Source organism: Lentzea sp. NPDC005914, assembly GCF_040629405.1.
Lineage (GTDB): Bacteria > Actinomycetota > Actinomycetes > Mycobacteriales > Pseudonocardiaceae > Lentzea.
Genome location: NZ_JBEXVQ010000010.1, coordinates 164544 through 176917, shown reverse-complemented (window position 1 = coordinate 176917; position 12374 = coordinate 164544). Strand labels below are relative to the sequence as shown.

The 12374-nt window shown below is 67.5% G+C and carries 12 protein-coding genes; 4 read left to right on the top strand and 8 right to left on the bottom strand.

Annotation, left to right across the window (positions count from 1 at the left end; all coding sequences use genetic code 11):
• Positions 1 to 2: 2 nt before the first annotated feature.
• The 5 genes from ABZ345_RS17080 to ctaD form a co-directional block, all read right to left on the bottom strand.
• Positions 3 to 575: a hypothetical protein gene (locus ABZ345_RS17080; protein WP_359848844.1), complete on the bottom strand. Its 573-nt coding sequence runs from the start codon at positions 573 to 575 to the stop codon at positions 3 to 5.
• A gap of 22 nt (positions 576 to 597) precedes the next feature.
• The gene (locus ABZ345_RS17075) at positions 598 to 1977 is read right to left on the bottom strand and encodes a phospholipase D family protein (RefSeq protein WP_359848841.1); all 1380 of its coding nucleotides are present in this window, start codon (positions 1975 to 1977) and stop codon (positions 598 to 600) included.
• Between the two features lie 30 nt (positions 1978 to 2007).
• The gene (locus ABZ345_RS17070; protein WP_359848838.1) at positions 2008 to 2685 is read right to left on the bottom strand and encodes a peptidyl-tRNA hydrolase; all 678 of its coding nucleotides are present in this window, start codon (positions 2683 to 2685) and stop codon (positions 2008 to 2010) included.
• A complete protein-coding gene (gene serB / locus ABZ345_RS17065; protein WP_359848835.1) occupies positions 2685 to 3899 on the bottom strand; it encodes a phosphoserine phosphatase SerB in 1215 nt (404 codons plus the stop codon). Before serB ends, ABZ345_RS17070 begins: the two co-directional genes overlap by 1 nt.
• A gap of 164 nt (positions 3900 to 4063) precedes the next feature.
• Positions 4064 to 5854, bottom strand: a complete 1791-nt coding sequence (gene ctaD, locus ABZ345_RS17060) for a cytochrome c oxidase subunit I (RefSeq protein WP_359848832.1) — start codon at positions 5852 to 5854, stop codon at positions 4064 to 4066.
• 144 nt (positions 5855 to 5998) lie between these two features.
• Here ctaD and ABZ345_RS17055 point away from each other — a divergent pair, with 144 nt between their 5' ends.
• Both ABZ345_RS17055 and ABZ345_RS17050 read left to right on the top strand, forming a co-directional pair.
• Positions 5999 to 6505 carry a DUF305 domain-containing protein gene (locus tag ABZ345_RS17055; RefSeq protein ID WP_359849085.1) on the top strand — a complete coding sequence of 169 codons (507 nt, stop codon included), beginning with the start codon at positions 5999 to 6001 and terminating at the stop codon, positions 6503 to 6505.
• 94 nt (positions 6506 to 6599) lie between these two features.
• The gene (locus tag ABZ345_RS17050) at positions 6600 to 7316 is read left to right on the top strand and encodes an aminoglycoside phosphotransferase family protein (protein WP_359848829.1); all 717 of its coding nucleotides are present in this window, start codon (positions 6600 to 6602) and stop codon (positions 7314 to 7316) included.
• On the opposite strand, the gene ABZ345_RS17045 is transcribed toward ABZ345_RS17050, so the two are convergent.
• The 3 genes from ABZ345_RS17045 to ABZ345_RS17035 form a co-directional block, all read right to left on the bottom strand.
• Positions 7313 to 7945 carry an LPXTG cell wall anchor domain-containing protein gene (locus ABZ345_RS17045; protein WP_359848826.1) on the bottom strand — a complete coding sequence of 211 codons (633 nt, stop codon included), beginning with the start codon at positions 7943 to 7945 and terminating at the stop codon, positions 7313 to 7315. The two genes, ABZ345_RS17050 and ABZ345_RS17045, sit on opposite strands and share 4 nt — an antisense overlap.
• A 375-nt stretch (positions 7946 to 8320) precedes the next feature.
• Positions 8321 to 9580 carry an HEXXH motif-containing putative peptide modification protein gene (locus ABZ345_RS17040; protein ID WP_359848823.1) on the bottom strand — a complete coding sequence of 420 codons (1260 nt, stop codon included), beginning with the start codon at positions 9578 to 9580 and terminating at the stop codon, positions 8321 to 8323.
• A gap of 350 nt (positions 9581 to 9930) precedes the next feature.
• The gene (locus ABZ345_RS17035) at positions 9931 to 10083 is read right to left on the bottom strand and encodes a hypothetical protein (RefSeq protein WP_359848820.1); all 153 of its coding nucleotides are present in this window, start codon (positions 10081 to 10083) and stop codon (positions 9931 to 9933) included.
• A gap of 158 nt (positions 10084 to 10241) precedes the next feature.
• Here ABZ345_RS17035 and ABZ345_RS17030 point away from each other — a divergent pair, with 158 nt between their 5' ends.
• Positions 10242 to 11039 (top strand): FadR/GntR family transcriptional regulator, encoded by a 798-nt coding sequence (locus ABZ345_RS17030; protein ID WP_359848817.1) that lies wholly within the window; start codon positions 10242 to 10244, stop codon positions 11037 to 11039.
• A 91-nt stretch (positions 11040 to 11130) separates the two neighbouring features.
• Positions 11131 to 12264 (top strand): hypothetical protein, encoded by a 1134-nt coding sequence (locus ABZ345_RS17025; protein WP_359848814.1) that lies wholly within the window; start codon positions 11131 to 11133, stop codon positions 12262 to 12264.
• Positions 12265 to 12374 lie beyond the last annotated feature (110 nt).

The window sequence follows — 12374 nt, the reverse complement described above, 5'->3', positions numbered from 1 at the left end:
TGCTACCTATGTAGATTAAGCCGTTCAAGCAGTTCGTCGCGGAAGTCCAACGCCTCCGCCCGCTCCTCCTCCGAAGCGTGCGTCTCCCGCACTAGCGCCCCTTCGAGGATCTTCAACGCCTGCCGCTCAGCCCCGTGCGACCCGGCCAGCGTCACCGCGTTCCGCAACGCCCGTGTGAGGCCGTTGCGCGACGGCTCCCTCTCCCGCACCGCCGGCACCACTCGGATCCAGTTCCCGCCGGGATCGACGAACAGGAACCCGTCGCGCCGCGGCCGGGTCATCCGCGGAATGCCCGTGAGCAGCACCTGCCCGTAGACCGCGCGCATGCCGGCGGCGAACGCCTCGTACAGCTCCCGCGGGTCCTCCGCCTGGATCAGGCACGAGCTGTACGACCGCTCGGCCTCGTACCCCGGTATGCCGAAGAAGTGGAGGTTGATCTCCTCGCGCCGCACCGAGAGGTACGCGTTCGGCCGGTACTGCCGGTACGTGACCGTGAACCCGAGCATCACGTAGAACTCGGCCACCTCGTCGATGGAGGAGCACGGCAGCAGCGGGATCGTCACCTCGTTGGCCACGCCGCCAAACTAGACCCAGCGATCAGCCGTCGACCAGCAATCCACGTAACGGTCCTTGCAGTCTTCCTGCCCGCCGCGACACCCCGGGCAGCGGCGTCACCCGCGAACGCCCCTCCAGCGCGGGCCTCCACACCCGATCGACCACCTCATCCACGGGGCCCGACACGGACACGCCCAGGTGCTCGGTCCACAGCCGGATGCGGGTCGCGCGGGCCACCGTGGCGTCGTCGGTCACCACGTTGACCTCGGTGTCGTTGAACAACGAGTGCTCGTTGAGGTTCGCCGAGCCGACCGAGAGCCAGTGATCGTCCACAATGGCCAGCTTGGCGTGTACGTAGACCGGAGCATCGCCGTGTGAGACAAGGGTTGCAGCGACCAGCCGCCGATCGACGTCCGCGTCGATCAACCGGCCCAGCTGGCCGCGGGTGGTGTCGGCGCCGTTGCTCGGCTTCTGCGGCAACAGCAGCACCATGCGGAACTCATCAGACGGCGGCCGGCACAGCTTCTCGATCAGCACCTCGGTGATCTCCGGCGACCACAGGAACTGGTTCTCCAGGTAGATCAACGACTGCGACGACCGCAGTGCCCGCAGGTACGAGTCGAGCAGGCTGAAGTCGCCGTGTGGCGCGAAATCGTAGGTCTTCTCCGGAATCGTGCGCACCACCTGCACCGACGACGACCCGGCCTCGGGCGGCACGACCGGCGCGGGGAGGGTCTCCCCCGCGATCTCCAGCCACCGTGCGGCGAAGTGCGCCGCCACCTCGGCCACCGCCGGGCCCTCCACGCGAGCCACGTGGTCGTGCCAGCCGAGGTCGCGCGGCGGATGCTCCGGCGAGTCGTGCCGGTCGCCTTCCACAGCGGTCATGTCGAGGCCACCGACGAACGCCACGTCGTCGACGATCACGATCTTCTCGTGGTGGCAGTGCAACGTCCGTTCGCGGGCGTCCAGCTCACACCGGACGGCCCCGCACTCCAGAAAGGCCTTCTGCGCCGCCGCGGCCCGCTTGCGCGTCGGCTCGAAGAACGGGATCGGCGGCCCCGCCCACAGCAGCACGCGCACCGGAACCCGTTCCGCCGCAGCCGAAAGCAGCTCGCGCAGCTGCGGTGCGCCCGGCTCGCGGGTCAGCTGGAAGTCGGGCGACGCGTGCCAGTTCGCGATGTGAACGTACTTCTGCGCGTTCTCGATCGCCTCTGCCACAACGGGAAACGCCGCCGCGCCGTCTACCAGGACCTCGATCTTGTTGCCGCGCTGAACGGGCCGACGCGGGGTGAACCACCCCGCGTCGCCACTTTCCAGCACCTCGCCCCACCCCAGCCGGCGCAGTCTGCGGGCGTGATGGGAGCACAGCACGTTCTCCAGCCCGTCACCGAGCCGCGCGTCGAGCACGTCGAGTAAGCCCACGAGCCGGAGATTTACCCGATTAGCCCGATGTTAAACAGCAAGTACCGTCGTCGTGCCCGGCTCGACCTCCGTGAAGCCCGCGTCCCGCACGGCCACGACGTCGCCGCGGTGGATCAACGAGTCCCACTCGGCCACCGAAGGCGTCCGCACTGCACACCGGTAGTCCAACGCCGCCCACGCCTTGAGCTCGGACACCGAAAGATGAGGCGCCAGCAACATCGACGCGTGCCCGACCTGCGCCGCGAGCTTGCCGGCGGACATCTCGACGCGCGGGTTCACGTACAGCAGCCGCGCACCCTCAGGCACCGCTCCAGGCTCGTCAGGAGGCAGATCAGACCCGGAGATCTGCAGCTTCGCGACCTCCCGAGGCGTCTCGGACACCAGCACGGGCAGCAGCGACCGCACCGAAGCACCGTCCACGGTGATCGTCACGCCCGGCAGCTCCTGCACCGCGTCCCACTGCACGCCACGCGCCCGCCGCGACACCTTGCGGATCCGCCCGGCCACCCACGCGCGCACGGCCTCGTGCCACTCGCCGCCGACGTCCGCACGCGGGTCGAGGCACACCGCGACCGCCGAAGCAGCCGCGGCCTCCAGCAAAGCCGTCCGCGAAGGCGGGTCCACGCGTTCGATGCGCAACACCATCGGCATCGCGCGGACTTCGGACTCCTCGGCGTAGTTCCGGGACGCGATCAGGTCGAGGATCATCACAGCCGGGTCAGCTCCAGGCCGTCCGCGGCGTCCGCGGCCTCCACCTCGGCCCGCGTCACGCCGAGGATGAACAGCACCGCGTCCAGGAACGGGTGCGACAGCGCGGTGTCGGCCACCTCGCGCAACGCGGGCTTGGCGTTGAACGCGATGCCCAGCCCGGCCGCGCCCAGCATGTCGATGTCGTTCGCGCCGTCACCGACCGCCACGCACTGCGCCAGCGACACGCCCGCCTCCTCGGCGAACCGGCGCAGCGCCACGGCCTTGCCCGGCCGGTCGACGATCTCGCCGACCACCTTGCCGGTCAGCTTGCCGTCCACGACCTCCAGCGTGTTCGCCGCGCAGAAGTCGAGCTGGAGCTCGTCAGCGAGCGCCGTGATCACCGACGTGAAGCCGCCGGACACGACCCCGCAGTAGAACCCGAGGCGCTTCAACGTGCGAATCGTCGTGCGTGCGCCGGCCGTGAGCTCCAGCGACGCGCCGACCTCGTCCAGCACCTTCTCGTCGAGGCCCTCCAGCAACGCCACCCGGCGCCGCAGCGACTCGGCGAAGTCCAGCTCGCCGCGCATCGCGGCCTCGGTGATCTCGCGCACCTGCTCCTCGCACCCGACGTGCGCGGCCAGCATCTCGATCACCTCGCCCTGGATCAGCGTCGAGTCGACGTCGAACACCACGAGGCGCTTGGCCCTGCGGGTCAGGCCGGCCCGTTCGACGGCGATGTCGAGGCCGACCCGCACCGACACGTCCGCGAGTGCCGAACGCAGCTCCGCGTCGTTCTCCAGCGTGTCGTCCGCAACCGAAACGCGCAGCTCGAGGCCCGTGACGGGGTAGTCGGCCACGCCGCGGATCGCGTCGATGTTCACGCCGAGCGACGCCAACCGGCGCGCGACCTCGGTGAACGCCTTGGCCGTCACCGGACGCCCCAGCACGATCAGCACGTGCGAGGACTCCAGGCGCGCGGTGCGCTTCGAGTCGGCGCCGATCTCGATCTCCACGTGCATCGAGACGGTGGCCATGGCCTGTTCGACCGACTCCTGCAGACCCTCGGGATCGTGGTCGGTCGACACCAGCGCGCCGAGCACCAGCCGGCCCCTGATGACGACCTGCTCCACGTCGAGGACCTCGACTCCGTGCCTGGTCAGCACGGCGAAGAGCACCGAGGAGACGCCAGGCTTGTCGGGGCCGGTCACGGTGATGAGCACGGGCGTTTTCACGTCGTCGTCTCCTCGTAAGACGCAACGAGCCCCGACCGCGAGAAGCAGCCGGGGCTCGTCGTTGAACCTGTTACCAGAGCCTACTGTCGCCTGGCGGCGAGTCTGGTCCAAGTCGATCCTCCGGCCTACTCGCTTCGCGGGTGGCCGGAGAATCGACTTGGAGGTTACTTGTCGTGGTCCGGATCGTCCTTCTCGGAGGCCGTACCCGACTTGATCGCGGCTGCAGCCAGCTCCGAGGGAGCGGGCTTGGCGTCCTTGTGCGCGATCGTCTTGCCGGTGAAGGTCACGTGACCCTCGTTGCGGATGCGCTCGATCATGTGCGGGTAGTGCAGCTCGAACGCCGGGCGCTCGGAACGGATCCGGGGCAGCTCGGTGAAGTTGTGCCGCGGCGGCGGGGACGAGGTGGCCCACTCGAGCGAGTTGCCGTAGCCCCACGGGTCGTCGACCGTCACGACCTCGCCGAAGCGGTACGAGCGGAAGACGTTCCAGATGAACGGCAGCGTCGACGCGCCCAGGATGTAGGCACCGATCGTCGACACCATGTTCAGCGTGGTGAAGCCGTCGGACGCGAGGTAGTCGGCGTACCGGCGCGGCATGCCCTCGTTGCCCAGCCAGTGCTGAACGAGGAACGTCGCGTGGAAGCCGATGAACGTCGTCCAGAAGTGCAGCTTGCCGAGCGGCTCGTCCATGAAGCGGCCGGTGATCTTCGGGAACCAGAAGTAGATGCCCGCGAAGGTCGCGAAGACGATCGTGCCGTACAGCACGTAGTGGAAGTGCGCGACGACGAAGTACGTGTCCGACACGTGGAAGTCGATCGCCGGCGCGGCCAGCAGGATGCCGGACAGGCCACCGAAGAGGAACGTGACGATGAAGCCGATCGAGAACAGCATCGGCGTCTCGAACGTCAGCTGGCCCTTCCACATCGTGCCGATCCAGTTGAAGAACTTCACACCGGTCGGGACCGCGATGAGGAACGTCATGAAGGCGAAGAACGGCAGCAGCACGGCGCCGGTCGCGTACATGTGGTGCGCCCACACGGCCACCGACAGGGCCGCGATGCCGAGCGTCGCGTAGACCAGGCCGTTGTAACCGAAGATCGGCTTGCGGCTGAACACCGGGAAGATCTCCGACACGATGCCGAAGAACGGCAGGGCGACGATGTAGACCTCGGGGTGCCCGAAGAACCAGAAGAGGTGCTGCCACAGGATCACGCCACCGTTGGCGGGGTCGAACACGTGGGCACCGAGATGCCGGTCCGCCAGCAGGCCCAGCAGGGCCGCGGTCAGGATCGGGAACGCGAGCAGCACCAGCACCGACGTCACCAGGATGTTCCAGGTGAAGATCGGCATGCGGAACATCGTCATGCCGGGCGCGCGCAGGCAGACCACGGTGGTGATCATGTTGACCGCGCCGAGGATCGTGCCCAGACCACCGATGACGAGGCCGGAGATCCACAGGTCGGCGCCGACGCCGGGCGAGTGGATCGCGTTGCTCAGCGGGGTGTAGGCGAACCAGCCGAAGTCGGCCGCACCACCGGGGGTGATGAAGCCGGACATCACGATCAGGCCGCCGAAGAGGTACAGCCAGTACGAGAACGCGTTGAGACGCGGGAACGCCACGTCGGGCGAGCCGATCTGCAACGGGAGCACGAAGTTCGCGAAGCCGAACACGATGGGCGTCGCGTACAGCAGCAGCATCACGGTGCCGTGCATCGTGAAGAGCTGGTTGAACTGCTCCTGGCTGAGGAACTGCATGCCGGGACGGGCCAGCTCGGTCCGCATCAGCATGGCCATCGCGCCGCCCACCATGAAGAAGGCGAACGAGGTGACCAGGTACATGATGCCGATCTGCTTGTGGTCCGTGGTGCGGAACATCCGCAGCAGGAAGGACCCCTTGACCGCAGTGCGCGTCGGATAAGGACGCGTTGCGATCGGCTGCGGGGCTACGGCCGTCACGGTGCCTCCAGGCCTTGGTGGGACCAGTTCGTTCGGGAAACTCCCCGGGATATTAGACGGAGCCGATCAGCTCCATTCGGGTGGGCCATGGCCGCCTGCCAGCGGCGTAGCGCACGTCACACGTATCCTGCCGCCGTGCTCCGAATGCTCGCTGTCGCTTCTGTCCTGTTGCTGGCCGCTTGTGGCTCACCCGCCACGCACAACTCCGCGGACGTCGCGTTCGCGCAGGGCATGGTCCCGCACCACGAGCAGGCGCTGGAGATGTCCGGCCTGGTCGCCTCCCGCACGACGAACAGCCACGTGATCGACCTGGCCTCGCGCATCTCCGGTGCGCAGAAGCCCGAAATCGACCGCATGAACGGCTGGCTGAAGACGTGGAACGCGCCAGTCAAGGCGGAGAGCCATTCCTCACACGGCCACTCCGAGTCGCACGGCATGGTCGAGCTGGGCGACCTCGCCGACCTCTCCGGCAGCGACTTCGACCGCCAGTGGCTCTCGCTGATGATCCAGCACCACCGCGGCGCCGTGGAGATGGCTCAGAAGCACTTGGCTGCGGGCACCGACCCCGCCGCCCGCACGCTGGCCCAGGACGTGATCAGCCACCAGGAGAAGGAGATCGCGGAAATGGAGTCGCTTCTCCCGCAGGGCTGATGCCAGCCTCTTTGCCGTGAGCACTTCAGCAGCCGTAAGCGCCGCCGTGTCGTTCGCAGCCTCTCACGGAGTTGTTTGCACGGACCCCGTCGTCATGAAGGCCGGCAGCAACGTCATCGTGCACCTGCGCCCGGCCCCGGTCGTGGCCCGAGTCGCCTCACGCACAGCCCTGGTCCGCCCGTCGGTCATTGATCACTTCGGTCGCGACCTGGCGGTGTCCGCATTCCTGGCCTCGCGCGGCGTCCCTGTCGTGACGCCTTCCACCGAACTCCCTGCCGGACCTCACACACACGACGGCTTCGTACTCTCGTTCACCACGTACGTCCCGCACGATCCGTCTGTCGAGCTGAGTCGCCCCGACGTGCTGAAGATGCTGCCCGATCTGCACGCCGAACTCAGGTTGTACGAGGGCTCCCTGCCCGCGCGTGGCCCTCTCGACGACACCGACAACACGCTCGCGTACCTCACCGCGCAGGGCGTTCCGGGCCTGTCGCCGTTCTACGAACGCCGTGCCGAACTCCTTGCTCTGTGGGACGCGCACTACAACGACGTCCAACCGCTGCACGGCGACCCGCACTACGGCAACGTGCTGATGACGCCGTCCGGTCCTGTGTGGAACGACTTCGAGGACACCTGGCGCGGCCCCGTCGCCTGGGACCTGGCCTGCCTGGCAGGCGCCGCAGGCACAGAAGCCGCCCAGCGCGCCGTGGACATCTACGGCGGCGGGGCGGCTCCATCGGACGTGGAGTTCCACGTCGAAACACGCATCCTCTTCGGCACGCTCTGGGGCGTGCTGATCGAGAACTCCTAGGCGCGACGCCTGCGCAGCACCAACAGCACGGCGGCCCCAGCAGCGACGAGCGCGGCACCGACACCGAGCAACCAGGCAGACCCGAACCCGGTCGACGCCAGCTCCTCAGCACCGGCCGGGGCAGCCGGCGAGGTGGTGACCGAGGTGGCGGGGGTGGTCGCGGAGGACGAGGGCGTCGACGTCACGGTCTCCGTCGGCGGCTGCTCCTTCGTCGGAGGCACTTCCTCGGTCGGCGGCTGCTCGCCGGTGAGCTCGCCACACGCGAACCAGTGGCTGATGCCCGCGGGCTTGCCGTTGGGGTTGAGCGGCGAGTGCAGGTCGGTCCAGCCCTCGCTCAGCGCGCTCGCGAGGTAGACGTTGTACGCGTCGCCACCCTTGACCACGACAGCCGTGATGCCCGTGTGGTCGAGCACGTCGATGTAGACGTCGTCAGCCTCGGCCTTGATCTGGCCGGACGCGATGGTCTTGCCGGGCAGCCCAGCGGCCTCACACGTGGTCACGTTCTTGTCGTGGACGGTGGCGCGCGGGTCACCGGACTTCAGCTCGCCACCGGCGTAGGCGGTGGTGCTGAGCGCGACCAGTGCGAACGACGCCGCGGCGAAGGCAGCGAGCGGTCTGGACAGGGCCATCTGTTCTCCAGGGGGATCGGCGGGTTGCCGAGATCTAAGACCATCGACGTCCCCCTAACGGGTGAAGGAACGGTCTCAGGTACGCCCTGTGGCCCAGTCGTTATGCCGCCGTGAGGTCCTGTGCCAAACGACCGAACGCCGAAGGGGCCGGCGAACCGGCCCCTTCAGCGTTTGCTGCCGTCGCGACTCAGTCGTTCTGCTCAACCTGAGCAGGACGCAGGAACACGGTGCCACCACCGTTGGGCATACGCCTGAACCAGTCGACAGGGGTGACCGGAGTACCGATCACCGGACCCGCACCGCCAGGGAGGTGGGGAACAGGCAGGCCGGGGGTCTGGGAAGACTGCGGCCCGCGAAAGGGCTGGTTCGGGGTGGTCATAGTTCCTTCTCGGGATCGGTACGCCCGATGAGTTGCGCGCTGAGAAGCCAGTCGAGCGCGTTTTCCAGCCGGTGCCGCGCCACTGCGGAACCGACCTGCCATTCCTCGGTTGCCCGGAGGACTGCGCGCTCGAACGTTGCGAACTTCCCAACTTGACACGAGTTGGTCAGAGCCCAACTCGCGTCCTCATCGAGCCAATAAATCTCAGGCGGGTTAGTTGATCGACCAGCTACCACGCGCCCCGTAGCCGAACACTTGTACCGGACGTCCGGTAGCACGTGGAATTCCCAGTGTTGGGAAATCTTGGGAGATGGTGCCACACCGTCCACACCGGACGGAACTACCTGTCCACCGACGTGACCACCGGTATCGCCCATTAGGGCGTGCAGCAACCAACGCGCGTGCCCTTGCAGGTCGCGCTCGTGCGCCAGCAGCCATTCACCGATCTCGGCGGCGCGCTGCTTCGCATTCGGCAGCAATGAATCCGGGCCGAGCTGTTCGGTGCCAATCGACAGGAAGAACTGCGCAAGGCAGCTGTAGGCGTGCCACGCCGCGAACGTCTGTTCCAGTGGCCATCTCGCTCCAGACCACGAATTCTCGAAATAATCCGCGTCCTCGGCCCTTGCGTCAAGAAATTCTTTGGTGATGGCCAGGTCGAAGAACTTTTCATGCGCGCCCTCGTGCACGAGCGCCTCGGCGACCTCCATGGGCAGCGAAGGCTCGTCGATCAGCACGATGCCGGGGACGTAGCGCGAGGACGCCGAGACCACGCCTCCCGACGTCTCCTTCTTCATCACCGCCAGCATCGACACGTGCGCGAGCAGATCGTCCGCCATCGCGGGAGCGAGCGCCCTGAACAGCCGGACCCCTTCGGCCACGATCAGCAGCACTGTCTCGAACCGCTCGCCGTCCGCCTCGGTCAGCGGCTGCGGCCGGACCCCGGCGGGGGCGACGATGCGCAGCGGCGCCTCGAGCATCTCGGCGGCCGCCGGATCCGCCGCGACCGGGACACCGGCGTCGCGCACCGACATCGCGGCGACTTCCTTCAGCCGCACCGGGTCCAGACCATCGTGCCCGGCGAGCGCGCGGCCGATCTCGTAGCGGACGATCGGGTGGTCGGCGAGGTTGTCGGACAACTCGAACCCAGGCGCGAACAACTCCAGCGCGAGCCGGTAGAGCGCACGGCGGTCGTCGACGAGTTCGGACGCAGGCGACAGCGCCGCATGAAGCGCATGCGTGCTCGCGGGCGCAGCCATTTCAGACTCCGTTCACGTCCCCCGACGCCATGGAGCCAGTGCCCCGCTGCCGACAGCGGCGCCCTGAGGCGCGCCACTTTACACATCGTGAACTGCACCACACTGAGGATCCCCCTCGAAAAGACCGGTGCCCCGGCCTGCGTCCTGGGACGCGGACCGGGGCACCGGGAACTAGTGGCGCGACCCAGAACGTGGCCGGGTAATTCACGCTCAGCAGGGCGCCTCGCGGCACCGCCCCCGCACCCCCATACGTCCAGTATGAGGACGCGGGGGCGGCACCACGATGCACCCGTCTGACCGCGAATTCGCCTGGCAACGTTCGGGGCCACGCCACTAGCTGGATCTGCACATCAGCCGAAGATGATGCTGGTGACGTTCACGAAGCCGACGACGGCAAGCGCGACGATCGAGACGGCGACCATGGTGAGCACGGTGCGCCAGCCGATCGCGGTGACGGCGACTGCTACGGCGGCGGCTATTCCGAGTGCACTTCCTGTGGACATCTCGCTCCCTCCCGACTGGGCGAGCACGTTCCTCCCAGGTGTGGGCGGTCCCGGGCGTCTCACCCCTTGCAAGAATCTCGCGTTGTAGGTTGTCTGTCAACGGTCGCCAGGTTGCCAGACAAGTTGCAACCAGACTGCGATAGGCCTACGCTGAACCAATGCCCGCCGACGACGCACATATCGGCGAGAGCTGGTCGCTCTCGCCTGATTCGCGACGGCCTCTGCCGGAGCTCATCGAGCAGAAGCTCCGCGAGCAGATCATCGGCGGCACCCTCAAGGCCGGCGACCGCCTCCCCACCGAGCCGGAACTGGCCCGCAAACTGGATGTCGCCCGGTCGTCGCTGCGTACAGCTCTTCAGCGACTTCAGCTGCAGGGCATCGTCGAGGTGCGCCGCGGCCTGGGCTGGTACGTCCGCCGCACCGACCTCGCCGCTGTCGAGGAGCACCTGGAGGGCAGGCTCGCCGCCCGCCAGTTCACCCAGACCGACCTGCTGGAAGTGCGCATCGCGCTGGAGACCACGGCCGCGAGCCTGGCCGCGGTCCGCGCGGGCGACGGTGAGCTGGACGAACTGACCAAGCTGAACCGCCGCTACCAGCGCGCGGCCGTCGACGACATGCAGGAGGTGATCGAGTCGGACGAGGAGTTCCACTCGACGCTGATCCGCGCGTCGCACAACGAACTGCTGGAACAGATGTACCAGGCGCTCGTGCCCGGCCTGCAGGACTGCAAGCGGCACGCGCACCCGTCCCGCGAGGTGCACAACAGGTCGGCCGACCAGCACGACCAGATCATCTGGTTCCTGCGCCGGCACGACGAGGTCGGCGCGAAGAGCGCCATGACCACGCACCTGCTCGGCCTCTACAACGACGTCGCCACGGACGACACGGTGCCGAAAGCCACGCTCAGCACGTACGTCGGGGTGTCGGACAACCCGATCTGGAACCGGCCTCGCTGATACGGCGAGGACCGAATGGGTCTGGCGCTGCTGCGACATCACTCCCACCATGTAGGGACAGCCGGTGGAGTGAGGGGGCGGGCGACGAGTGGTGGCTGCGCGCGGGCACAAGCAGGCGCTGGCCGTCGCTGGGTCGCTGATCCTGATCGCGGCAGCGGACCTGACCGCGGTACTGCTGTGGCAACCAACCTCGCGCAGCCTGCTGCACGACGTGTTGGTGGTGCTCTGGCCGTTGCCCGCGCTGATCGGCATCCTGGTCGGCGCGTACGAACTCTTCCTGCACCGCCGCCTGGTCACCGAGATCAGCCGCATCTCCGGCCCGAGCATCGTCGAGCACCTGCTGCCCGGTGACGTGCTGAAGACGTTCCTGTCGACCATCTACGGCAGCAACGACGCGAACCAGGACGTGATCTCGGGAGTGCTGGGCGGCAACGGCCTGCGCCCGCACGGCAAGGACCTCACCATCAGCACCAACACGACGGTGAAGATGGAACTGCAGGGCATCGACACCAAGACCTACCACCTGGTGATCACGCAGACCTACCAGTTCCGGCACAACGTTCCGGTGGATCGCTTCGTCATCCTCGCCACCAGCAACGTGCTGCTGCGCGACACCATCAGCGCCGCCTGCCGCTATCCCCTGTTCGAGCTCTACTACGTCACCGACCCGTCGCTGTTCCTCGAGTCCGTGGACGATCTGCTCGGCTCGACCCAGATCGCGGTCGAGTACGTGGACCACGCGGGCAAGCAGCGTTCCGCCGCGCCGAGCCAGATCCCACTCGTCGAGGTGCGCTTCGACCAGTGGCCGAACTACCTGACTTTCTTCCGGGAGTCGATGTGGCCGCTGCCGAAGCTGAGCACGCACGACCACCTCAGCGACCTGCGCATCTTCGAGTGCGATCTCAGTGCCATCGCGGACGACCACATCGTCAGCGCCATCCGGGGACTCAGCGTGCGGTCCCGGACGCTCCAGCGCACCAACGAAGGTTTCTGCTACTGGCAGCCGCCTTATCCGTCCTATGTGGAGCAGATCATCTTCGACGCGCGCGGCCTCGGCGTCGACCAGTCACCGGAGCACGAGTTCAGCATCATGCCGTTCCTCTTCCGCTCCAACACGATCACGGCCCAGTGGCAGAAGGCCGACGACCTGAACGACCTCACGGTTCGGTCGTGGTTGCTCCCTGGTCACGGTGTGGCCCTGATGTGGCGCGAGGCCCAGCACTGACCGTGCCGCCCGTCGGCGCTCTGCGGAACCAGTCGACATTCGTGACGGGCGGCGAGGGCGGCGGCGCGGGAACATCCGGATCGGACTCGGGCACTGTGACGTCTCCCCTC

What these genes read in the sequence shown, in the direction of transcription:
- ABZ345_RS17070 (WP_359848838.1), bottom strand. Translation starts at nt 2,685, where the DNA reads ATGATCCTCGACCTGATCGCGTCCCGGAACTACGCCGAGGAGTCCGAA.
- ABZ345_RS17055 (WP_359849085.1), top strand. Translation starts at nt 5,999, where the DNA reads ATGCTCGCTGTCGCTTCTGTCCTGTTGCTGGCCGCTTGTGGCTCACCC.
- ABZ345_RS17050 (WP_359848829.1), top strand. Translation starts at nt 6,600, where the DNA reads ATGAAGGCCGGCAGCAACGTCATCGTGCACCTGCGCCCGGCCCCGGTC.
- ABZ345_RS17045 (WP_359848826.1), bottom strand. Translation starts at nt 7,945, where the DNA reads ATGGCCCTGTCCAGACCGCTCGCTGCCTTCGCCGCGGCGTCGTTCGCA.
- ABZ345_RS17040 (WP_359848823.1), bottom strand. Translation starts at nt 9,580, where the DNA reads ATGGCTGCGCCCGCGAGCACGCATGCGCTTCATGCGGCGCTGTCGCCT.
- ABZ345_RS17035 (WP_359848820.1), bottom strand. Translation starts at nt 10,083, where the DNA reads ATGTCCACAGGAAGTGCACTCGGAATAGCCGCCGCCGTAGCAGTCGCC.
- ABZ345_RS17030 (WP_359848817.1), top strand. Translation starts at nt 10,242, where the DNA reads ATGCCCGCCGACGACGCACATATCGGCGAGAGCTGGTCGCTCTCGCCT.